Source organism: Pectobacterium versatile, assembly GCF_003932035.1.
Lineage (GTDB): Bacteria > Pseudomonadota > Gammaproteobacteria > Enterobacterales > Enterobacteriaceae > Pectobacterium > Pectobacterium versatile.
Window position 1 is genome coordinate 2,043,053 of sequence record NZ_CP034276.1, and the last position, 21,382, is coordinate 2,064,434.

Below are 21,382 nucleotides of genomic sequence, written 5' to 3' on the forward strand. Positions count from 1 at the left end.
TAGTGGTCAACAAAAACTGGCCACGGCTTTAGAGTTTTTCCAGAACAATCTTTCTGATTCATTCGGCGTCAAACCACCATTATATTGATGAGGTCTGAGCTGGCTGTAATATCCTGTGATGTAATTCGTTATTGCCGTGCTGGCTTGGCTAAAATTCGCGTAGCCATTATCCGGTACCCACTCTGTTTTCAGGCTTCTGAAGAACCGTTCCATTGGGCTGTTATCCCAGCAATTTCCCCGGCGACTCAGACTTTGCTTTATCTGATATCTCCACAGTAACTGCCTGAAATTCCTGCTGGTATAGTGACTGCCTTGATCCGAGTGATACAGTAAATTAGCCGGTTTTCCCCGTGCTTCCCAGGCCATCGACAGGGCTTTACCTGTCAGTGCTGAATCAGGGAAAAATGACATCGCCCAGCCAACCGGTTTACGGGAAAACAAATCGAGTACTACAGCCAGATAAGCCCAGCGTTTTCCCGTCCAGATATAAGTCACATCACCGCACCAGGCCTGATTAGGCTCGGTAACAGCAAACTGGCGATCCAGATAATTAGGGATCTCAATGTGTTCCTTAGACGCCTTCTTATAACGATGGCCAGGTTGGGTTGCTGACAGCTGATAATATTGAGCGCTTTCATCAGCTTTGTTGCCCGCCAGCGGCTCAGTTTTATACCTTTGGTGGTGACCATCGCGGCAATGCTTCGCGCTCCTGCTGAGCCGTTACTTTCGCGATAAACTTCACGCACAAGGCTCAGTAATGCCACTCTCGTGGCGTCAGGCTTCCTGGGCTGCCGCCAGTATTTATAACTGCTGCGATGAACCCCAAACACGTTGCACACAACGGCAACAGGAAACCGCGCCCTGAGTTTCTCAACTAATGAGAATTGTTCAGGGAGTCTGACATCAAGAGCGCGGTAGCCTTTTTTAATATATCCCTTTCCATTTCAACGCGTTGAAGTCTTTTCTTTAGCTCACGTATTTCAATCTGCTCAGGTGTCATGGGTGAAGCAGTGGGTGATTTTCCCGCTCGCTCTTCTTTCAGTTGTCGAACCCATTTGTCCATCGTGGATTTGCCGACATTCATTGCCGTAGCAGCGGCGGCAACGGTGTAGTGCTGATCGAGTACAAGCTGGGCAGCTTCGAGGCGAAACTCGGGGCTAAAATTACGTCTGTTACGTCCGGTCATAATGTCACCTGTTTTGACTGTGAGGTGATGATATCACCTCTATTCAGGTGGCCAAATTCAGTGTGCCACTACATGGGGATGGAATTGAATTTTATGTCAATGCTGAAATTAATAAAAATCAATATCCCGATATAGCCTATCTCAAGGATGAAGTAGAAAAGAGCATAGCCAAGAATGATTTCATACCGAGTGCAAGTAATGAAGATTACTCTGTCTCTTCCTCAAAAAATGGAGCCAATCTTTCTCTCAGTTTCTGGGGGCTATCGAAAGATAAACAGGGAGCAATGACATTGCTGCATGATATGACTGTGTGGATGAATGAAAAAATAAAATCTGTTCTGTAAGTGCGGCACTTTTTGCACGAGATGGGTTATCTTCTTTCAAAATGTAGCCCATCTATGGTGAAGCGCGTTGCCCGAAAAGCCCCAACGACCATGAAGGGGCTGAAAGGGCAGTGGTTATTGCTTCCTGTTGGCAAATTTAGCCAGCGACAGAAATAATGCTTGTTTTACCATATGAAGCTGACTCAACATGCTCTCCCCACCACGCCATCATTTCTCTGCGCTGTTCAAGATACTGCGCTCTGTTATAGGCTCTCCTGACTTCATTAGTATCGATATGCGCTAACGCTGCTTCGATCACATCAGGGGGAAATCCTTTTTCATTGAGGATCGTTGAGGCAATCGCTCTCATACCATGTGCGACAAGCATATCTTTGAAGCCCATACGTTTGAGTGCCATGTTCGCGGTCTGGCTGTTCATTGGCTCAAGTGGGTTGCGATATCCGGGGAAAACATAATCCCTGTGCTTACTGATGAGCTTCATGACTTCCAGAATTCCCAGCGCTTGCTCTGAGAGCGGGATAATGTGCTCACGTTTCATCTTCATACGGCCAGCAGGAATACGCCATTCTTTTGCGTCAAAATCGATTTCATCCCAGCGTGATTCGGCGGCTTCGGCTGGTCTGGTCATAGTGAGTAATTGCCATTCGATAAGACAACGGGTTTGTCTCCCAATGCTGGCAAATGACAGTGTTTTCATCAGAAGTGGTAATTGTTCTGGCAAGAGGGCAGGGCGATGCTTCACCTTCGGCTTATGAAAAGTGCGTCCGATTCGTGCGGCTGGATTTACTGAGACCAAACCAGAGTTGAGAGCATAATCCATGACTTCATTGATACGCTGACTCAGACGTTTAACCGTTTCAAGTCTTCCAGCGGCATGAGTGGGTTCTAATGCTCCAATAAATCGTTGAGCCGTGATGTTAGCAATAGGCATAGAGCCAATGTGTGGGAATACATACTTGCTCATGGAGCGCCAGATATCGTTCAACGTATGTGTTGCCAAACCTGCTGATTCTTTAGTTTTAAACCATTCGGCAGCAACTTTTTCAAATGTGTTCTCTGTGGCATTTTTTTGCCGTGATTGCTCTGCTTGCTTGTGCTCCTGCGGATCAACGTCTTTGCCAAGAAGAAGGCGTGCATCTTCACGAAGCTTACGCGCTTCGGCAAGAGATACCGAAGGGTAAGCGCCAAGGCTAATCATTGCACGTTTGCGAGTGAAGGGTTTGTAGTAGCGAAAACGCCAGAGTTTTGAACCGCTCGGAGTGACCTGTAATTCTAAACCGTCTCCATCGTAGAGGATGATAGCACGGTCAGTTGCCTTGGCGCTTTTGACCTCAGTATTGTTCAGGGGCTTTGTCTGACGTGCCATATCGCTCTCCAATCAAATCCGCAAAGCTGTTTAGGCATAGGGTTTAGGCTACATGTTGCGTTGTATGCCTATATCTATGCCTAAAAAGTGTGGATTTCAATGTATCAATATGGAATTCAGTAGACAACAGAAAAACAGCGGGTTTATACAACCCACTGTTTAATCTGTTCTTTATAGTCTTGTCTGGACTTCAGTAGACAAAACGTTGGGGGAAATTTGGTCGGCACGAGAGGATTTGAACCTCCGACCCCCGACACCCCATGACGGTGCGCTACCAGGCTGCGCTACGTGCCGATGCTATGGGCATTTATACTACCTTTTCCTGACCTTATTGCAATAGCCTGATGGAACGACTGCTTTAGATTTAGGCAGTTAGTTGGCTATAAAGCGTCTTTCGTTCGTTAGTACCTGCAATAGCAGGGCAAGCTGCGGTTTTTCATCATTCAGCCGATTTCCTGACATGTCGTAAGCCCGGTAGTTACCGTTGCTTTCCAATATGATGAGCTGATCTGACGTCGTGATGAGCAGCGTGCCGCTGTTGCCGTTAATCAACCACGGGTAGCGTCGTTGGGCAGAGAACAGGTCTTCGCCCTGTGAATAATCATCCGTGCTGTTTTTAACGTGGAGCAGGCGCTGCATTAGCGTGGTCATGACGTCTTTGTTGTCCGTCATTTTGGTAATGGTCTGCGCAGGTGTGTTTGGCCAGTGAACAATGAGCGGCGTTTGCCACTGGGTACGGGCAAAACGTGCCGCATTGCTGGCATTAGCATTCTGGTTTTGTGCGGTTGTCACTATGACGACCGTATTATTCAGGATGTTTTTTTCCTGCAGGGTATTAATAATTTGCCCAATCTGGCGGTCAACGTCCTGAATATTCATGCGGCCGTTAGGCTCAGCACTTTTGCCATCTGTGGTTTTTGGTGCGCTGTTCAGTTCAACGTAAGAGAACCAAGGTGCTGGGTTATTATCGCGGCTGAGCCATTCCTGCCATTGCGTAATAATGGCATCACCGCTTTGCTGCTGCGGTGCCGGTAAGGAGAAATCAGAAAGCAGCGCCTGACGATAAAGTGGGCTGTTGAAGCCGTTCGCCGAAAATAACCCAAACTGATAGCCCTGTTGGCTTAACGCGGTGATCAAGGCAGAAGGTTTACGCGCACTCAGAATACCATCCATATAGGTCGTCGAGAGGCCGTAAAACAGATTAAACAAGGCGGCGTCTGGCTGCGAACCCGAGTCGTAATGATCGCTGAAACGCACGTTTTCTGCGGCGAAACGCGACAGGTTCGGCATCCGATTTTGTATGGCGTCGGGCTGCGTATCGTCGATCATCACCATCAGCAGGTTGTAGCCGCTACCGCTATCGCGGAAGGTGATGCTACTGAGCGGATACTCCACTGTCATGGCTTCAGGATTGCCTTGTTGCGTCAGCCGACGCTGATATTCCTGTGCATCCAGCAGCCCGTGTTTTTCCAGAAAACGACGTGCCGTCATCGGATAAGACAGCGGCAGGTTGGCGCGCTGCATGGTAATCGGGCGATAGAAATTCGCATCGGCCCAGATGTACATCAGATGTGACGCGAAGAATGCCGAGATGAAAACGCCCGCTAACGGTTTGCCAAAATGGCGACGGTTCAGGCTTCGGAGTTTTTGCCAGCACCAGGTGCCGAACAGCATTTCCGCCATGAAAATCAACGGAATGCCGATAAACATCCACTGCCAGTCGCGGGCAATTTCACCCTGTCCCGGATTGACGACGAGTTCCCAAACGGTGCTGTTGAGGTGCAAGTGAAAGCGTGTAAAGACTTCAACATCCACTAGCAGTATCGTCAGCCCAGCTGTTGCCAGCGCAGCGGATAGGAACCGAAGTAAGCGCTGTGACATCACAATAAATGTGAGCGGGAAGATAACCAGCAAATAGGCAGCAAAGACGATGAAGCTAAAATGACCAAGCCAGCTAACCAGTGCGTAAAGTCGACCGAACAGGGATGTCGGCCAATCGGCAACAAACAGGTAGCGGCTACCCAGCCCCAAAGTGAGCAAAATGTTGAATAAGGCGAACCAGTGTCCCCAACTGATCATCTGGGAGACTTTTTCGCGGTAGCGCTGACGGTTGGTTACCATACGTTGGTCAAAACTTAGTGAGCTTTATCGGCTTTTTTAATCGAAGCCTGTAGGGCTTCAGCGAAAGAACGCGCCAGAACTTGACGTTGTGCAGGTGCGATGCTGGTGTTAATCAGGTTCGTCACCATGTTACCGAGCACCATCAAAGCAAGATCGGTTGGGGCGTGGTGCTTTTCCAGAACATTGACCATCTCAGAAAGCAGTTGTTCAACGTGTTCGTCACTATAACGGGATGATTGTGGCATAAAATGGCGTATCTCAAGCTGGTAAAGTCGCTTATCTTACCGTATAGGCTTATGCTTTTCTGCACTTTTATCATTAACGTACTTTTATCACTGGCGTACTTTTATCAATAAGTAGTGTAGACGCTTAGCGCGCGTACAGATGTAAAGGGCCGGCTTTAATGTGTTGCGGGTCGTTCGTATCAGTGTTTGAATACGCGCCTTGCCAAAAGGAGAGTTTATCATGAGTCTGGATATCGCCCAGATTGCCCTGCATCAGCTAATTAAACGTGACGAACAAACGCTGGAAATGGTGTTACGTGATTCCCTATTGCCAACCAATGCGGCAGTAGAAGAGATGATGGCTGAACTGCATCGCGTCTACAGCGCCAAAAGTAAGGCCTATGGGCTGTTTAATGAGCAAAGCGAGCTGGCGGATGCGCTGCGAGCTTGTCGCAAAGGGGATGAGGATTTTCTAAGTTTCTCACGCGCCGCGACCGGACGCTTGCGTGATGAGCTGGCGAAGTACCCGTTTGCTGAAGGCGGTATCGTGTTGTTCTGCCAGTATCGTTATCTGGCGGTCGAGTATTTGCTGATATCGGTGCTCAATAGCTGCAACAGCATGCGAGTTAATGAACAGCTGGATATCAGCACCACGCACTATCTGGATATCAACCATGCCGATATCGTTGCGCGTATCGATTTGACGGAATGGGAAGTTAATCCAGAATCCACTCGCTATCTGACGTTCCTCAAAGGCCGCGTCGGGCGCAAAGTATCTGACTTCTTCATGGATTTTCTGGCCGCGTCAGAAGGGCTGGACACCAAAGCACAAAACCGTGGCTTGCTGAAAGCGGTCGATGAGTATTGTGACGAAGCGCAGTTAGATAAAAACGAACGCCAAAATTATCGTCAGCAGGTGTATAGCTACTGCAATGAGCAGTTGCAGTCCGGTGAGGAAATCGAGCTGGCATCGCTGTCGCAGGAATTGCCACCGCTTGGCGAGAAGACCTTTCAGCAGTTTTCAGCCGATCAGGGCTATGAGCTGGAAGACAGTTTCCCTGCCGATCGTGGGACGCTGCGCCAACTGACCAAATTTGCTGGCAGCGGCGGCGGCATCAGCTTGAATTTTGATGCGCTATTGCTCGGTGAGCGAATTTTCTGGGATCCCGCGACGGATACGTTGACGATTAAAGGCACGCCACCGAATCTGCGCGATCAGTTACAGCGTCGGACGAGCAGCGGTAAGTAGTCGGTGCCAGAAGATGCTGCCCTTTTTCTTACTTCAGGAAAAGGGCAGTGGCTGATAACGGTTTGAAACGATAGTGATTAGAAGTATTTAAGCCAGCGGATGTCTCTGCGGCGGGCCTTTAGGCGGGCAAACGCGCGAACGGGCGAAAATAACACGACCATCAGCACGAGAGTACACACCCACAATTGCCAGACGGCGGAAAAGCCGAACCATTCTCCCTGATTTTTCCCCCAGATCGCGACAGCGGTTAAATACATCCCTTTTAAAACATACAGATGCAGTAGATAGAAAAACATCGGTGCCGCACCGAAGCTCGCCAGCATCACCAGCCAGCGCTTTTGCTGCTGACGCTCGAATACGGCAAGCAGGCAAAGCCCGATGCTAAGCGTCAGACAGAGGAACAACAATGATGGTGGGTATTTCGTGATGTTGAAATAGCTCATGAGCGTCTGTGTGATGACATCACCCTGCTGCCAGGGCTTTTCGCCATACAGATTGATGCTACGCAGAACGAAGAACAGCGCTAGCGTGATCCCTGCCAGAGTGAGCAGGGTTTTCTGACGCTGAAGCGGAAACACCTCTTTTCGATATAGTGCGCCAGCTGCATAGCCAAGTGAAATGACACCAATCCAGGGAAGTACCGGATATGAAGTACGCATACGGAATGTGTCGCCGATGTCTATCCAACCGCGATCGTGCAGAATCGCCCAGGGAATGGACCAGATGGAGCCTGTGGAAGCCTGCAGAGGGTCCAGCAGGTTATGTCCGCCCACGATAACGATGCCCAGTATCAAAACCAGCCCGGCAGGGAGCCAGATCAGCGCGCTGAGGGCGAGCATGCTCATACCGATTGCCCAGATTACTTGTAAATAGATAACCTGTGGCGGGAATTGGAACGTCCACGCAAAGTTGATCAACGTGAGCTCAAGAAGAATGAGAATTAAGCCGCGTTGGAATAGGAAGAGGGCGGTTTGTCGGCGATCTTGCACTTTCTGATGATAAAGTGCGGCAGAAAGTCCGGTTAAAAAGACAAATACGGGAGCACACAAATGCGCCAGCGTACGGTTGATGAATAGCATGGGGTCGGTACTGGTTACATCAATCGGATCGGCGAGTTGCAGGTGCAGATAAAAGGTTTCCCGCACATGGTCCAGTAGCATAAGTACCATAACCAGACCGCGCAGGGCATCGATAGCGATAAGTCGCTGTGAGATATCACGAGACATGTTCACATTCCTTTGTGAATGAATAAATTTTTATAAAAAAAACGCCGCATAAGCGGCGTTCTTCTTTTCCGGCGTCCCGGAAAACAACTTCAGCGCAAACTAAACGCGAACGAAGTCGATGTGAGTCAGTTTTGGCTTGTAAACGTGACGTTGTACAGCCTGAACTTTAACTTGAACTTCTTTGCCATCGATAGACAGGATCAGTGTTTCACCGTAGAAGCCATCTTTCACTTCTTGGTTTTTTACTGAATCGTGATCCAGTTCGATAGATACTGGTGCTTCTGAACCACCGTAAACGATGGCTGGGAATTTACCAGCTGAACGCAGGCGGCGGCTCGCACCCTTACCCTGACCTTGACGTGCTTCTGCTTTGATAGTAATCATTTTCTTCTCTACTTGTATAAAGTATTCCTGCTACAGGCGACCCAGCAACAGGTGGGACTATTCAGCTTTTGCGAACAAAAGCGGGCTGAATTCTAGCGGAATATGGCTCTGCGGGCAAATGAATCCCAAAATTACTTAGCTGCGGAGCTCGTTGGCGCGGCGGAAGCGCCCCTGATAATCAAAGAGCTTTTCGCGTATTTGCCAGAATTTTCCGTGTTTGCGGGCGACGACAAAATCAGGCGCGCGTAATAAAGGTTGCTGTGCGATGACGTCAGCGGCATTTTGCCAGTTAAACGGGGTTCCCGGTGCGCATTGGTGAACACGCAAAAATTGTTGCAGGAAGACGTGGTGCTGAGCGGTAGTGTGCAGACGAAAACGTTCGCTAACTTCGGCACCTTCCTCATCGTGGTAGGTAATCTTCAGCCATTCTCCTTTCGCATCCTGCCCCTGCTCGAAACTCATGCCGCTACAGCGCAGAACTAGCGCATCTTTCAGTTTCAGCGCCGCTTTCAGCATATCGTCAGGATCGACCAATACCTCGTCACACTGGTGGCAGCGCCGTGCGGCAATATCATTTTCCGCACCGCAGTGTGGACACACTTTAAACCGAAACCGGAAATTACACTGCTTGCGTTGGCCGCTCTCCGCCATTTCCCAACCCTGACAGCGGCGGCCATAGTGTTCGATGATGTCGCCATCTGGGGTGGTTTTTCCCCAGAAGAGATTGGCAAATCCACATTCAGGACAGAAGACCTGTACCGGTTGGCTACCAGCATGCGGTTTACTGTTGCCGACTTCTGGCGTATAGAGATCGTGCGGGTTACCGGCGTAATCCAGAATCAGACAGTCCGTTTTCCCCGGATACAAACGTAAACCGCGCCCGACGATTTGCTGATACAGGCTGACGGATTCTGTTGGGCGAAGGATGGCGATGAGATCGACATGCGGAGCATCAAACCCAGTTGTCAGTACCGCCACGTTGACCAGATATCGTAGCGACTGCTGTTTAAAAGCCTCAATCAGCGCATCACGTTCCGCTGCTGGCGTATCGGCGCTGACCAGCGCAGCCTGACCAGTAGGTAGCAAGGCCGTAATTTCTTTGGCATGTTCGACGGTGGACGCAAAAATCATCACGCCGCGCCGCGTTTGCGCATAATCGATGACCTGGCTGATGATGTGCGGCGTAATACGCTGCTGACGCTTGAGTTCGAGGTTCAGGTCGGCTTCACTGAATAGCCCGTTGCTGCGGGCGACGAGCTTACTGAAATCATATTGCACTACTGGCATGTCTAATCTGTCAGGCGGCACCAGAAAGCCATGCTTGATCATGTAACGCAGCGGCAGCTCATAGATGCAGTCGCGGAACAAACTACGTTCGTCGCCACGGATCATGCCGTGATAGTGATACTGATATATCCAGCCTTTGCCAAGCCGATAGGGCGTCGCCGTTAAGCCGAGCAGCCGCAGCTGTGGGTTAGTTTTTTGCAGGTGCTGGATAATTTGTTGATATTGGCTGTTATCGTCGTCGCTAATACGGTGACATTCATCAATGATCAGAAGGGAGAAGGCATTATCGAACTGGTCGAGATTACGCGCGACGGACTGCACGCTGCCAAAGACCACCTTTCCCTGACTCTCTCGCTGCTGTAACCCCGCCGCGAAGATATCCGCTTCCAAGTTCAAGGCGCAGTATTTGGCATGGTTTTGCGCAACCAGTTCCTTGACGTGTGCAAGCACCAGTACACGACCACGAGCAAGCCGCGCCAGTTCGGCGATCACCAGACTTTTCCCCGCGCCGGTAGGCAAAACGATAACGGCCGGTTGGGTATGATGGCGAAAATAGTCGAGTGTGGCGGAAACTGCCTCACGCTGGTAAGGCCGTAGTGTGAACGAGGCAGACTGTGTGAACGACATAACTAGTGCTGGCAGATTTTACTGGCGCTGGTGGTAAAGCCCGCATCGTGCGGGATGAATTTCCCGCGTTCAGACAGAAATTGCACCAGCATTGAGGCCGTCATATTTTCGGCGGAGCAGGTATGAAAACGCGCTGCGCGGCCGAAGCGATCTTCTATGGTAGTAATCAGCTGTTCAGTGGTAAACGACTCACCGGACGCGAGCATCATTTGCAAAACTTCATGACCGTGGATAGATGACATGCGGTGCCCTCAAAAGATAGAAAATTGCCCCTATTATGCCTGTTGATAATATCTGGCGCGAGAGATAAGCAAAGGGGACACAGCCTGAAGGCAGGCTAAAAAGAGCAAGTTATGGGCGGTGAATTGCAGGACGAGTGGGTAAAGCCCCGTTATACTACCCTCTCACAATTTAGGGTCTCACGATTTGAGACTGGCAGTTATTTGAGATAGGTAGTGAGTTTTAATGCGATTGGACAAATTTTTATCCCAGCAATTGGAAATTAGCCGCTCACTGGTAGCGCGTGAACTCCACGCACAGCGTGTTACCGTTGATGGTGAAGTGGTAAAAAGCGGCGCGTTCAAGTTATCCCCTGAGCATAATGTTGAGTTTGATGGTGAACCGTTGAAACAACAGAGTGGCCCGCGCTATTTCATGTTGAATAAGCCTCAGGGCTACGTCTGTTCAACGGACGATCCCGATCATCCTACCATTCTGTATTTCATGGATGTCCCGGTGGCGTACAAACTGCACGCGGCGGGGCGTCTGGATATTGATACCACTGGACTGGTACTGCTAACTGACGACGGGCAATGGTCGCATCGCATTACCTCGCCTAAGCACCAGTGTGAAAAAACGTATCTGGTGACGCTCGAACAGCCGCTGGCCGAGGACACCGCCGCGCAATTTACGGCAGGCGTGCAACTGCATAACGAGAAGAACCTCACCAAACCCGCTACGCTTGAGAAGATAACGGATTATGTCGTTCGACTGACGATTAGCGAAGGTCGCTATCATCAGGTGAAAAGGATGTTTGCTGCGGTGGGGAATCGGGTCGTTGAGCTGCATCGCGAACGTATCGGTGGCATCTGTCTGGATAGCGAACTGGAACCGGGGGAATACCGGGAGTTAAGTGCTGAGGAGGTCGCCAGCGTAAAATAATGCATGCATAGCATGACCTTTTTTCTAATTTGGAGTTATTAGTGCAATTACGCCGTTCTTCTCATTTCGGGCTGATTTTTATTCTTGGCCTGATTTCGATGCTAATGCCGTTAGCTATCGATATGTATTTACCTGCGTTGCCGACCATTGCTAACGAGTTTGGCGTGGGGGACGGGCATGTCCAAATGACGCTCAGCACCTATGTGCTGGGTTTTGCGATTGGCCAGATGTTCTACGGGCCGATGGCGGACAGTCTGGGACGTAAGCCTGTGATTCTCGGCGGTACGCTGGTTTTTGCGTTTGCAGGCGTGGCCTGTGCGCTGGCACAAACGGTAGAGCAGTTGATCTACATGCGTTTTCTGCACGGCGTCTCCGCTGCGGCGGCTGCGGTGGTGATTAATGCCCTGATGCGCGATATGTTCTCGCGGGATGATTTTTCTCGCATGATGTCGTTTGTCGTGTTGGTGATGACCGTCGCACCGCTCATTGCGCCCATTGCCGGTGGCTGGCTGCTGCTGTGGTTTAGCTGGCATTCCATTTTCTGGACGATCTCTGGTGCGGCTTTTCTGGCGTCAGCGCTGATTTTCTTTTTTATCAAAGAAACCTTACCACCCGCTAAGCGGCAGAAATTTCATCTGCGCACCACCATCGGGAATTTCGCTATCCTGTTCCGCCACAAACGGGTATTCAGCTATATGGTGGCAAGCGGGCTTTCGTTTTGCGGCATGTTCTCCTTCCTGAGTGCCGGGCCGTTTGTGTATATCAATCTGTATGGCGTTTCTCCTCAGAATTTTGGCTACTATTTTGCCCTGAACGTCGTCTTTCTGTTTGTGGTGACGCTGTTTAACAGCCGTAATGTACGACGGCTGGGTGCGATGGCAATGTTCCGCACGGGGCTGGTCATTCAGTTTGTGATGGGAATATGGCTGGTTATTGTCTGCCTGTTCGATCTCGGATTCTTACCGCTGGTGTTTGGCGTGGCACTGTTTGTCGGCTGTATTGCGATGGTGGCGTCGAATGCGATGGCGGTAATTCTCGATGATTTCCCGCATATGGCAGGGACGGCCTCGTCGTTGGCTGGCACGCTGCGCTTTGGTCTGGGCGCGATTGTAGGCGTTATCCTATCGCTAGCCTCATTCAACAGCGCCTGGCCGATGGTGCTATCGATGGCAATCTGTTCGATAGGTGCCTTTATGCTGTATCTGTACGCAATCCGTTCTCCCGCGTCCTGATTTTCCCTTCTTCTCAGATGCAGGAACGGTGTTCCTGCATCTGAGTCTGTTCTCTCTTATTCCCCATTGTCCTTCTTAAGGCGATACCTTGGCATAGCTTTTTGTTTTGCTAATGTAAAATATTTGACCCAAAAGTGAACAAATGAGCTGAAAAGGGTTGAGATATTAAATGGAAAAGGTTACATATAGCCGGAAAAGAAGAAAAATTCGTGATCAATTTGGCATTAATAGTCCTTGCAATCAGAACTGTTAGCCACTATCACGATATGAAAAAGCGTGTTTGTTGTTTTTTTGTTCGCTAAAAGTGGCAGGAAATGGTGTGAACACGCTACTATGATAAATATGTTACTATTTTGTGAATTATCACCTGAGGAAAACAGTAGTGGACAGTTTCCAACTTTCGGTAGTTCATCGTTTGCCGCAAAGTTATCGCTGGTTATCGGGTTTTGCAGGTATCAATGTTGAACCGATTCCGCTGAGCGGCAGAGAAGAAGACAACAACCTGATTGGCCTCAAACTGTTGAGCCACGATGGCGATATCGCATGGAATATCATGCGCCAGCTGAATCAATCCCTGTCTGAAATACAGGTTGAATGCGCCGTTCTGGAATGGGAAGGCGAGCCGTGTCTGTTTTTGCATCGCAATGATGAAAGCACAGCAATGTGCCGTCTGAAGAATGTCGGTGTCGCTATCGCTGAGTCCGTATCGGCACAATATCCCTTTTAAACCGCAGCGTCAGCAGATTGGCGCTGCGGTATTCTCTCATTTTATGCCGACTGCGTTTCTGCCGTATAGGATGAGAACTGTAGCAGTTCCCGCGTGTAATGTTCGGCAGGGTGCGCGAATACCTGTTTGCATTCTCCCTGTTCGACCACTTCGCCTTGTCGCAACACAATAACCTGATGGCACAGAGAACGGATAACCTGTAAGTCATGGCTGATAAACAGGTAGGCGATTTTGTGCTTTTCCTGTAATGATTTCAGCAGCGCCAGAATTTGCGCCTGAACCGTTCTGTCCAGCGACGACGTGGGTTCATCGAGGATCAGCAGCTCGGGTTGTAGTATCAGCGCACGAGCGATAGCGATACGCTGACGCTGACCACCGGAAAACTCGGAGGGATAACGGTAGCGGGTCGTGGGATCCAGCCCGACTTCCTGCATCGCCTCAATCACACGCTGGTCGAGCGCCTCTTTGCTTAACTTATGATGGACGGTCAATCCCTCCGCAATAATTTGCTCCACATTCAGTCGCGGGTTCAGCGCAGAGTTCGGATCCTGAAAGACAGCCTGAATCCGGTGGCGGAAAGGTAGCATTTGCTTGCGGGTTAGTCCTTGCAAGGGCTGGCCGTCAAACCAGATATCACCGCGTGATTGAATCAGGCGCAGCAACGCTAATCCGGTCGTACTTTTTCCTGAGCCGGATTCCCCCACCAGACCCAGGCTTTCGCCACGTCTCAAGGTGAAATTGATATTGTTCACTACCTGCTTTTCGTCAACGGTACGGCGCAAAAGACCACGTTTGATGGGAAACGAAACGTGCAGTTTTTCCACCCGTAAAAGAGGTTCGCCGTCATCCGTTACCGGAAGCGGCTCGCCCGACGGCTCGGCATCCAGCAACTGGCGCGTGTAGGGGTGCTGCGGTGCGCTGAAAAGCTGCTGGCAGCTATTGTGTTCCACCGCCTGACCCGCTTTCATGACCGACACGTTATCTGCCAACTGACGGACAATATTCAGGTTGTGGGTGATGAACAGTAAACTCATCCCCAGTTCCTGCTTCAGCTCGTTCAGCAATTTTAATATTTGCGCCTGAACGGTCACGTCCAGCGCCGTTGTGGGTTCATCGGCAATCAGTAAATCCGGCTGTGTCAGCAGCGCCATCGCAATCATGACGCGCTGGCGTTCTCCGCCGGAAAGCTGGTGCGGGAAATCATTCAATCGACTTTTAGCCTGCCGAATACCCACGCGATCCAGACAGGTGATGACTTCGCTGCGGGCGGCTTCGGTGCGCATGCCCCGATGGAGCGAAAGCACTTCAATCAGCTGTTTCTCGATACTTTGCAAAGGGTTAAGCGACACCATTGGTTCCTGAAAGATCATCGCGATCCGATTGCCACGTATCTGACGCAGTGTTTTTTCATCGGCGTGCAGCAATGATTGCCCAGCAAAGCGGATATCCCCTTGCGGATAAACCACGGGCGGGGAGGGGAGCAAGCGCAACACCGATAGCGCGGTGACGCTTTTCCCCGAACCTGACTCACCGACCAGCGCCAGTGTCTCACCCGCGTTTACCGCCAGTGAAAGCTGGTCGACAACGCGCTGCTCCTGATCGCCTTTGCGGAAGGCAATGCTGAGATTATCTATCTGCAATAAAGGTGAACTGGACATATTAATGCGCCTTGCTGGGGTCAAAGGCGTCGCGCACCGCTTCGCCGATAAAAATGAGTAAGGAAAGCACGATGGAAAGCACCATAAATACGGTAATGCCCAGCCACGGTGCCTGAAGGTTATTTTTCCCTTCCAACAATAAGGTGCCTAGTGATGGCGAGCCCATCGGCAGACCAAAGCCGAGAAAATCCAGCGATGTCAGCGTGGTAATCGAGCCGCAAAGAATAAAGGGCAGGTAGGTCAGCGTAGCGACCATCGCGTTTGGCAGCATGCAGCGGAACATAATGGCGCGGTCGCTGACGCCCATCGCCTGCGCCGCACGAATATAGTCAAAATTTCGGGTACGCAGAAATTCCGCCCGTACCACGCCAACCAGACTCATCCAGCCGAAAAGCACGGTAATGCCTAATAACCACCAGAAATCCGGCTGAATCACGCTGGACAGCAAGATAATGAGAAATAGCGTCGGCATGCCGGACCAAACTTCGATAAAGCGTTGCCCCCATAGGTCGAAACGTCCGCCGTAATAGCCCTGTGTCGCCCCGACGACGATACCAATCACGCTGGACAGGATCGTGAGCGCCAGACCGAACAGCAGTGAGATACGGAAGCCATACATTACCTGGGCGACCACGTCTTTCCCCTGGCTGTCTGTGCCCAGCCAGTTTTGCCAGTCTGGCGCAGACGGGAAGGACGCTGTCGTGGCGTAGTTTATGGTGTCGTAGCTGTAGTGAATCGGCGGCCAAATAGCCCAGCCGTGGCTGCTAATACGCTCGGCGATATAAGGATCGCGGAAGTCAGCGGTGGTATCCAACTGTCCGCCGAACGTCCGCTCGCTGTGGTCAACAAGTACCGGCGTATAGAACTGGCCGTCATACTTCACCAGCAGCGGTTTGTCATTGGCGATCAGTTCTGAAAACAGGCTGACGATAAACAGCACCATGAAAATCCACAACGACCAGTAACCGCGACGATTACTTTTAAAACGCGCCCAGCGCGCTTGATTAATCGGGCTTAAGCGGCTCATTGGCGTCCCTCAAAATCGATACGCGGATCCACCAGCGTATAGGTTATGTCGCTGACGATATTCAGCAATAAGCCGATCAGCGTGAAGATATACAGCGTACCGAACATAACGGGGTAGTCACGTTGCAGCGTGGCGTCATAGCCCAACAAACCCAGCCCGTTGAGCGAGAACATCACCTCAATCAGCAGCGAACCGGTGAAAAACATACTGATAAACGTGGCGGGGAAGCCGGCGATCACCAGCAACATGGCATTACGGAACACGTGGCGGTAGAGAATGCTCTTTTCATCCAGCCCCTTAGCGCGCGCGGTAACCACGTACTGTTTACGAATCTCATCCATAAAGGAGTTCTTGGTAAGCATGGTTAAGGTGGCGAAACCGCCAATGACAGAAGCCAGAACCGGTAGCGCGATATGCCACAAGTAATCGGTAATCTTGCTGTACCACGGTAGGGTGTCAAAATTGCTGGAAACCAGCCCTCGAAGCGGGAACCAGTCTAGATAACTGCCGCCTGCGAACAGCACAATCAAAATGATCGCAAACAAAAACGCGGGAATGGCATAGCCGATAATGATTAACGTGCTGCTCCAGGTATCGAACGGTGTGCCGTTTTTCACGGCCTTTTTGATGCCAAGCGGAATCGATATCAGGTAGACAATCAGCGTACTCCACAGCCCCAGCGTGATCGAAACTGGCATGCTCTCTTTAATGAGTTGCATCACTGAAGAACCTCGGAACAGGCTGTCGCCGAAGTCAAAACGCACGTAATCCCACAGCAGTTTAAAATAACGTTCATGGATCGGCTTATCGAAGCCATAGCGCTTGGTAATTTCCTCGATAACTTCCGGGTCAAGCCCGCGCGAACCTCGATAAGCATTCTCGATGTTTGGTGCGCCGCTGGTGCCTGTTCGTGCCATTCCGGCATCCATTCCGCTACTGGCGGTATAACCACTGCCGTGGCCCATTTCGATTGCCGCGATGGCTTGATCTACCGGGCCGCCGGGGGCAATTTGCACAATGAAGAAATTAATTGTGATGATCGCCCACAGGGTTGGAATGACCAGCAAGAGGCGGCGTAACAGATACGTTCCCATTTTGATTCCTTAACGTCGCTCTGCGGGCAGCGTAGCCGCCTGTTTGGTATCGAACCACCAGCCATCAAAACCAAGCGAATAGGCCGGGCGTACAGCAGGCATAGCAAACTTGTTCCAATAGGCGAAACGGTCATGATTGGAATACCACATTGGGATCATGAGCTGATTCCAAGTCAAGACTCTGTCCAGCGCGCGGCCTAATGACAGCAGGGGGACTTTCTGCCCTTGATGCTTAACGATTTCCTCGATGAGAGAATCAATCGCGGGATCGCTGACGCCCGGTCTGTTGTAGGTCGAATCGATATACTGTGAGCTCCAGCGGATTTGCAGGTCGGCGCTGGGGTAGAGAACCGCGCTGTACACCGTAGCCGTCATGTCAAAATCCCGCTTACGGATACGGTTGTTGAACTGCGTGCTGTCGATGTTACGTACGTTCATGGTGATGCCCAGCTTTTTCAGGCTCTGCTGAAAGGGCAGGACATACTGCGAGTTGCCAGCGCTGGGCAATAGCAGTTCAAATGTAAACGGCTGTCCGGTTTTGCTATTGACCAGTTTTTGATCTTTCAATTCCCAACCAGCCTCTTCCAGCAGCTTGAGTGCCTTCAGCCAGTTTTGTCGATCATAGCCGCTGCCGTCGGAGGAGGGGGGTTGATAGCTGGGGCCAAAGACCTCGGCTGGCACCTTGTCCTTCAGCGGTGTCAACCACGCCAGTTCCTCTGCACTGGGTTCACCTTTAGCGGCATACTCGGTATTTTGGAAATAGCTGTCGGTACGCTGATAGGCGTTGTAATACAGCGCCTTGTTCATCCAGTTGAAGTCAAATGCCAGCGCTAACGCCTGACGAACTCGGCGATCCTGAAACAGCGGCCGCTGGATATTGAATGCCAGCCAGCGAGTATCCTGAGCGGATTGGTTGACCTGATCCTGTTTGATGATGTAGCCGCGCGCAAAGTTACCGCCCTGATATTGCGTCGCCCAATGCTTTGGCGAACCTTCTTCACGCAGGTCGAAAGCTCCAGCTTTAAAGGCTTCCAGCGCAACGCTGTCGTCGAGATAGTAGTCGTAGCGGATTTTATCGAAATTATACTGGCCTTTATTTACCGGCAAGTCGGCACCCCAATAGTCTTTCACTCGAGAATAGGTGACATATTGTCCGGTACGATAGGCGGTGATGCGGTAAGGGCCGCTGGCGGGTGGCGGATACGATAGCGGATCGCTGAGTTTATGATTCTTCCAGAATTTCTCCGGCATGATGGGCAATGTCATCAGACTGAACATGCGGTTTTTGTCGGATACGGGAAAATCAAAGCGTACGGTCAGCGGTGCAACGGCTTTGGCGGTGACATCTTTAAAATAGATGCGAAACTGCGGCACGCCCTGCGTCATAAACATATTGTAGGTAAACGCGACGTCAGCGGCCGTGATTGGCGAACCGTCATGAAAGCGGGCTTTGGGATTCATCTCGATCTCAATCCAGCGGAAATCCGCCGAATGGCGTGTCGTCAGGGCGACCAGCGGATAATAGCTGCCGGGTTCGTCATCAGAGGAGACAAAGAGCGAATCGTAGAGGCGTTCAGTACGTGCCGCTGCCACGCCGCGTAGTGCGTAACGGTTGAAATTGTCAAAGGTACCCAGTGAACTGAGAGTGATGCTACCGCCTTTGGGAGCATCAGGATTGACGTAATCAAAATGGCTGAAGTTCTCGGCATATTTGGGTTCACCCAAAAGTGCAAAGCTGGTGCTGTTTTCAGTCGTCTCGGCATACGCCCCAAGATGGGCCGTGCAAAGCAATACGGCAGCGATAACGCGCTTTAACATCTGACGGTAATCTCCTGCGAGTGGACGTTATCTGGTTGGTTATCGTCTGATGCAGACAGACATGCCATACCGTAACGTCAACAATGCCGATTTCCTCGGCATAAAGTTCTTGAAATAATTAACATTCCCATCGGGAAGCTACGTGTTTTCTTTTTATCATGAAATCAGGTGATAAACCTACCTTAATCACGGCCTGTTAATGTTTCAGGTTGTTGAGTCAGTCATATTTTGCGCAGTATGCCGCAGAAGGGAAGGGGGGATAGGTATTCGAAGGGCTTCAAATCAGAGGGTGCCGCATATAAAAGTCAGTTTGAGGGGCACGCAAGGCCCCTCATTCAGGCTATCACCAAGGAGCCGCGAGCACTGGCGACTCCTCGTGCGATGGGAAATGTGGCAGCACGTCTTCAGCCAACACACGCATATCGCCTTTGTAGAAACGTAGCGGCAAGAATATTCCGATGGTCAATCGGTCAGGGGCTAACATCCGCCGATAATCCGGATGTGTGGAAAACGTGGCAAAAGAAGCACCGCCTGAAACCTGGATAGCAGTCATGATTAGTATGTCCTTGAGTAGTCTCTGATTCATGCGCCCGTTGCAGGGGTGGGGAGCGTGATGCCCTTGCACACAGCGGGTCTTGCCGCCACACGCTCATGCCAGTCAGTCAGGTGCTGATATGCACTGAAGTCAAAATCGATGACTCGCGCAATGTGCGTCCAACCGAAGTGGGCGATATCTGCGATGGAATAGTCATCGCCAGCCAGATAAGGGTGTTCGGCCAATCGGGCATCTAATGTGGCAAACGCGTCATGGATCAGGTGACGATAGCGTGCGATGTTGGCGGGCTGCCTATCTTGGGCGAACAGCTCAAAATGCACCCTCTGACCCATGATCGGCCCAACGCTTGCGGCATGAAACACCAGCCATTGGATGGCCTCCCAGCGCTTCCTGGGCTCTGCCGGGAGTAGTTGCCCCGTTTTCTCTGCCAAGTACAGTAGGATGGCTGCTGACTCGAACAATGTGATTCCCGTCTCGTTGTCTTTGATCACAGGAATGCGCCCGTGCGGATTGAGACGTAGGAACTCGGGTTGCCTATGTTCCCCATTGTCGATGTGAATGTGGTGCAAGGTGTACGGCAAGCCTAGTTCTTCCAGAGCAATAGTGATCTTGAAGCCGTTGGGCGAGCTGTCGGTGTAAAGCTGAATCATCGTGCGATCTCCACAACTGCTGTCTTGCCCGGCAGGATGAGCGCCGCGCAGGCTAAACCGACCACTACCAAGCTAGCAGACACTAAGACGGCGTAGCTGAAGCCTTGTGCAGCGCTGCCCCCATTAGCGAGCACCGCGATGCTGACTGCGACGCCAACTGCCAATCCGATAGCGGAACCGACCTCTTGTGTTGTCGTGAGCATGCCGCCAGCTACACCGTGATCGACGGCATCAATCTCTTCGATACCAGCCACCGTCCAAGCGGGGAACGCGATACCGTAACCGATGCCAGCCAGCAGGGTGCCGGGCAGGATGGATGTGCTCCATGAGGCATCAGACGCCAGTGATGCGCCCAGTAAAGCTAGCCCGCCGATGAACAACGTCAGGCCGCCCAGAATGACGGGTTTGGTGTCCATTCTGGCGATCAGTGCAGGGCCACCCTAGGCACTGGCCAGCGTGAAGGCTGTTGCCATCGGGAGCAGCCCCAGCCCTGTCTGCGTGGCAGTGAAGCCTAGGATCTCCTGCATGTAGAGCGCAATGACCACGAAGGTCGGGCCTAGAGCGGTATTCGCTAGCAGTGACACCAGATTGGCACCTCCCGTCATACGCCGCCAGAAGATAGAGAGAGGCATCAACGGAGTCTCAACCTTACTTTCCACCCAGATGAACAGCGCCAGCAATGCCAGAGCCAGACCGATTAGCCCGAATGTGACAGGAGAAGACAAACCGACATGTTCGCTATTGGCAAAGGCATAGACCAGTGTTGCGGCACCTGCGACGACCAACAGCGCACCCCCAATGTCCAATTGTCGGGCTACTGTCTTGGTCTCGGGCTTACCATGTGGTAGGGCACCAGCCAAGGCGATGACTAACAGGCCGACAGGGACGTTGATCCACAACACCCAGCGCCAGCCCATCAGGTCGGTAATGATGCCGCCCAGAATCAGACCCGCGACAAACCCACTGGCAGCTACGGCTGTCCAGGCCCCAAGCGCACGGTTACGCTGCTTCTGTTCGGGAAACACTGCCAGAAGTAATGAAAATGCAGAGGGTGAAAACAATGCAGCGCCAAATCCCTGTAAGGCGCGGGTGGCGATCAGCATCATAGGGCTCTGTGAGAAACCGCCGAGCAAAGAACCGACAGTAAAGATTGCCAGCCCAATCAGGAACATGCGACGACGGCCAAACATATCGGCGGCACGCCCACCCAGCAGTAGGAACCCTGCAATGGCTACACCATAGGCGTTGATGACCCACTGCAATGCGCCCGGCGTGAAGCCCAGGTTGTCCTGAATCTGCGGCAAGGGAATCATGGTGATGGAGAAGTCGAGTAAGGCGACGAACTGCGTCGTGCAAAGCAGAATCAGGCAAAGTCGCCAGCGTGGATTGTTCATATAAGCTCCCAAGTTAATATACTTTATCTAAACCTATCTATTACTTCTAAA

The 21,382-nt window shown here is 51.4% G+C and carries 20 protein-coding genes, 1 tRNA gene and 1 pseudogene; 5 read left to right on the forward strand and 17 right to left on the reverse strand.

The genetic code is table 11. The features are described 5' to 3' along the window. Positions 1-6: 6 nt before the first annotated feature. Positions 7-1,186, reverse strand: a pseudogene (locus EIP93_RS09295) (IS3 family transposase). A 62-nt stretch (positions 1,187-1,248) separates the two neighbouring features. Between EIP93_RS09295 and EIP93_RS09300 the strand changes: the two are divergent. Then, complete coding sequence (locus tag EIP93_RS09300; protein ID WP_125232617.1) at positions 1,249-1,530, forward strand: hypothetical protein; 282 nt, start codon at positions 1,249-1,251, stop codon at positions 1,528-1,530. Positions 1,531-1,666: 136 nt separating this feature from the next. Here the strand turns inward: EIP93_RS09300 and EIP93_RS09305 are convergent, their stop codons facing one another. The 4 genes from EIP93_RS09305 to EIP93_RS09320 all read right to left on the reverse strand — a co-directional run bounded on the left by EIP93_RS09305 (position 1,667) and on the right by EIP93_RS09320 (position 5,262). After that, positions 1,667-2,896 carry an integrase domain-containing protein gene (locus EIP93_RS09305; RefSeq protein ID WP_125232618.1) on the reverse strand — a complete coding sequence of 410 codons (1,230 nt, stop codon included), beginning with the start codon at positions 2,894-2,896 and terminating at the stop codon, positions 1,667-1,669. 217 nt (positions 2,897-3,113) lie between these two features. Next, a tRNA-Pro gene (locus EIP93_RS09310) sits at positions 3,114-3,190 on the reverse strand. Positions 3,191-3,268: 78 nt separating this feature from the next. Next, positions 3,269-5,017, reverse strand: a complete 1,749-nt coding sequence (gene yejM / locus EIP93_RS09315; protein WP_125232619.1) for an LPS biosynthesis-modulating metalloenzyme YejM — start codon at positions 5,015-5,017, stop codon at positions 3,269-3,271. Positions 5,018-5,031: 14 nt separating this feature from the next. Beyond that, positions 5,032-5,262: a YejL family protein gene (locus EIP93_RS09320; RefSeq protein ID WP_005967239.1), complete on the reverse strand. Its 231-nt coding sequence runs from the start codon at positions 5,260-5,262 to the stop codon at positions 5,032-5,034. Between the two features lie 220 nt (positions 5,263-5,482). Between EIP93_RS09320 and yejK the strand changes: the two genes are divergently transcribed. Beyond that, positions 5,483-6,490: a nucleoid-associated protein YejK gene (yejK, locus tag EIP93_RS09325; RefSeq protein WP_103860962.1), complete on the forward strand. Its 1,008-nt coding sequence runs from the start codon at positions 5,483-5,485 to the stop codon at positions 6,488-6,490. A 77-nt stretch (positions 6,491-6,567) separates the two neighbouring features. Here yejK and EIP93_RS09330 read toward each other — a convergent pair whose 3' ends face one another. The 4 genes from EIP93_RS09330 to EIP93_RS09345 form a co-directional block, all read right to left on the reverse strand. Continuing rightward, positions 6,568-7,716 carry an acetyltransferase domain-containing protein gene (locus EIP93_RS09330; protein ID WP_125232620.1) on the reverse strand — a complete coding sequence of 383 codons (1,149 nt, stop codon included), beginning with the start codon at positions 7,714-7,716 and terminating at the stop codon, positions 6,568-6,570. A 99-nt stretch (positions 7,717-7,815) separates the two neighbouring features. Further along, positions 7,816-8,100 carry a 50S ribosomal protein L25 gene (gene rplY, locus EIP93_RS09335; RefSeq protein WP_005967246.1) on the reverse strand — a complete coding sequence of 95 codons (285 nt, stop codon included), beginning with the start codon at positions 8,098-8,100 and terminating at the stop codon, positions 7,816-7,818. 135 nt (positions 8,101-8,235) lie between these two features. Further along, positions 8,236-10,014 (reverse strand): DNA repair helicase RadD, encoded by a 1,779-nt coding sequence (gene radD / locus EIP93_RS09340; RefSeq protein ID WP_125232621.1) that lies wholly within the window; start codon positions 10,012-10,014, stop codon positions 8,236-8,238. Between the two features lie 2 nt (positions 10,015-10,016). Further along, complete coding sequence (locus EIP93_RS09345) at positions 10,017-10,256, reverse strand: YecH family metal-binding protein (RefSeq protein WP_103940654.1); 240 nt, start codon at positions 10,254-10,256, stop codon at positions 10,017-10,019. Positions 10,257-10,479: 223 nt separating this feature from the next. Between EIP93_RS09345 and rsuA the strand changes: the two genes are divergently transcribed. The 3 genes from rsuA (at position 10,480) to EIP93_RS09360 (ending at position 13,134) form a co-directional block, all read left to right on the forward strand. Further along, positions 10,480-11,175: a 16S rRNA pseudouridine(516) synthase RsuA gene (gene rsuA / locus EIP93_RS09350; RefSeq protein ID WP_103860958.1), complete on the forward strand. Its 696-nt coding sequence runs from the start codon at positions 10,480-10,482 to the stop codon at positions 11,173-11,175. Between the two features lie 41 nt (positions 11,176-11,216). Beyond that, positions 11,217-12,407 (forward strand): Bcr/CflA family multidrug efflux MFS transporter, encoded by a 1,191-nt coding sequence (locus tag EIP93_RS09355; RefSeq protein ID WP_103860957.1) that lies wholly within the window; start codon positions 11,217-11,219, stop codon positions 12,405-12,407. Positions 12,408-12,789: 382 nt separating this feature from the next. Continuing rightward, positions 12,790-13,134 (forward strand): YejG family protein, encoded by a 345-nt coding sequence (locus tag EIP93_RS09360; RefSeq protein ID WP_039485625.1) that lies wholly within the window; start codon positions 12,790-12,792, stop codon positions 13,132-13,134. A gap of 41 nt (positions 13,135-13,175) precedes the next feature. Here EIP93_RS09360 and yejF read toward each other — a convergent pair whose 3' ends face one another. The 8 genes from yejF to EIP93_RS09395 form a co-directional block, all read right to left on the reverse strand. Beyond that, a complete protein-coding gene (gene yejF, locus EIP93_RS09365) occupies positions 13,176-14,792 on the reverse strand; it encodes a microcin C ABC transporter ATP-binding protein YejF (RefSeq protein WP_125232622.1) in 1,617 nt (538 codons plus the stop codon). Position 14,793: 1 nt separating this feature from the next. Beyond that, positions 14,794-15,819: an ABC transporter permease gene (locus tag EIP93_RS09370; protein WP_103940646.1), complete on the reverse strand. Its 1,026-nt coding sequence runs from the start codon at positions 15,817-15,819 to the stop codon at positions 14,794-14,796. Continuing rightward, the gene (locus tag EIP93_RS09375; RefSeq protein ID WP_039475625.1) at positions 15,816-16,913 is read right to left on the reverse strand and encodes a microcin C ABC transporter permease YejB; all 1,098 of its coding nucleotides are present in this window, start codon (positions 16,911-16,913) and stop codon (positions 15,816-15,818) included. Before EIP93_RS09375 ends, EIP93_RS09370 begins: the two co-directional genes overlap by 4 nt. A gap of 9 nt (positions 16,914-16,922) precedes the next feature. Beyond that, positions 16,923-18,731: an extracellular solute-binding protein gene (locus tag EIP93_RS09380; protein WP_103940642.1), complete on the reverse strand. Its 1,809-nt coding sequence runs from the start codon at positions 18,729-18,731 to the stop codon at positions 16,923-16,925. Positions 18,732-19,074: 343 nt separating this feature from the next. Continuing rightward, complete coding sequence (locus EIP93_RS09385) at positions 19,075-19,284, reverse strand: hypothetical protein (protein WP_191089086.1); 210 nt, start codon at positions 19,282-19,284, stop codon at positions 19,075-19,077. Positions 19,285-19,313: 29 nt separating this feature from the next. Then, a complete protein-coding gene (locus tag EIP93_RS09390) occupies positions 19,314-19,937 on the reverse strand; it encodes a glutathione S-transferase family protein (RefSeq protein ID WP_125232623.1) in 624 nt (207 codons plus the stop codon). Further along, positions 19,934-20,353 (reverse strand): MFS transporter, encoded by a 420-nt coding sequence (locus tag EIP93_RS22815; RefSeq protein WP_206428391.1) that lies wholly within the window; start codon positions 20,351-20,353, stop codon positions 19,934-19,936. Before EIP93_RS22815 ends, EIP93_RS09390 begins: the two co-directional genes overlap by 4 nt. A gap of 24 nt (positions 20,354-20,377) precedes the next feature. Continuing rightward, positions 20,378-21,331 (reverse strand): MFS transporter, encoded by a 954-nt coding sequence (locus tag EIP93_RS09395; RefSeq protein WP_206428392.1) that lies wholly within the window; start codon positions 21,329-21,331, stop codon positions 20,378-20,380. Positions 21,332-21,382 lie beyond the last annotated feature (51 nt).

What these genes read in the sequence shown, in the direction of transcription:
- EIP93_RS09305 (WP_125232618.1), bottom strand. Translation starts at nt 2,896, where the DNA reads ATGGCACGTCAGACAAAGCCCCTGAACAATACTGAGGTCAAAAGCGCC.
- yejM (WP_125232619.1), bottom strand. Translation starts at nt 5,017, where the DNA reads ATGGTAACCAACCGTCAGCGCTACCGCGAAAAAGTCTCCCAGATGATC.
- EIP93_RS09320 (WP_005967239.1), bottom strand. Translation starts at nt 5,262, where the DNA reads ATGCCACAATCATCCCGTTATAGTGACGAACACGTTGAACAACTGCTT.
- yejK (WP_103860962.1), top strand. Translation starts at nt 5,483, where the DNA reads ATGAGTCTGGATATCGCCCAGATTGCCCTGCATCAGCTAATTAAACGT.
- EIP93_RS09330 (WP_125232620.1), bottom strand. Translation starts at nt 7,716, where the DNA reads ATGTCTCGTGATATCTCACAGCGACTTATCGCTATCGATGCCCTGCGC.
- rplY (WP_005967246.1), bottom strand. Translation starts at nt 8,100, where the DNA reads ATGATTACTATCAAAGCAGAAGCACGTCAAGGTCAGGGTAAGGGTGCG.
- radD (WP_125232621.1), bottom strand. Translation starts at nt 10,014, where the DNA reads ATGTCGTTCACACAGTCTGCCTCGTTCACACTACGGCCTTACCAGCGT.
- EIP93_RS09345 (WP_103940654.1), bottom strand. Translation starts at nt 10,256, where the DNA reads ATGTCATCTATCCACGGTCATGAAGTTTTGCAAATGATGCTCGCGTCC.
- rsuA (WP_103860958.1), top strand. Translation starts at nt 10,480, where the DNA reads ATGCGATTGGACAAATTTTTATCCCAGCAATTGGAAATTAGCCGCTCA.
- yejF (WP_125232622.1), bottom strand. Translation starts at nt 14,792, where the DNA reads ATGTCCAGTTCACCTTTATTGCAGATAGATAATCTCAGCATTGCCTTC.
- EIP93_RS09370 (WP_103940646.1), bottom strand. Translation starts at nt 15,819, where the DNA reads ATGAGCCGCTTAAGCCCGATTAATCAAGCGCGCTGGGCGCGTTTTAAA.
- EIP93_RS09375 (WP_039475625.1), bottom strand. Translation starts at nt 16,913, where the DNA reads ATGGGAACGTATCTGTTACGCCGCCTCTTGCTGGTCATTCCAACCCTG.
- EIP93_RS09380 (WP_103940642.1), bottom strand. Translation starts at nt 18,731, where the DNA reads ATGTTAAAGCGCGTTATCGCTGCCGTATTGCTTTGCACGGCCCATCTT.
- EIP93_RS09385 (WP_191089086.1), bottom strand. Translation starts at nt 19,284, where the DNA reads ATGACTGCTATCCAGGTTTCAGGCGGTGCTTCTTTTGCCACGTTTTCC.
- EIP93_RS09390 (WP_125232623.1), bottom strand. Translation starts at nt 19,937, where the DNA reads ATGATTCAGCTTTACACCGACAGCTCGCCCAACGGCTTCAAGATCACT.
- EIP93_RS22815 (WP_206428391.1), bottom strand. Translation starts at nt 20,353, where the DNA reads ATGGACACCAAACCCGTCATTCTGGGCGGCCTGACGTTGTTCATCGGC.
- EIP93_RS09395 (WP_206428392.1), bottom strand. Translation starts at nt 21,331, where the DNA reads ATGAACAATCCACGCTGGCGACTTTGCCTGATTCTGCTTTGCACGACG.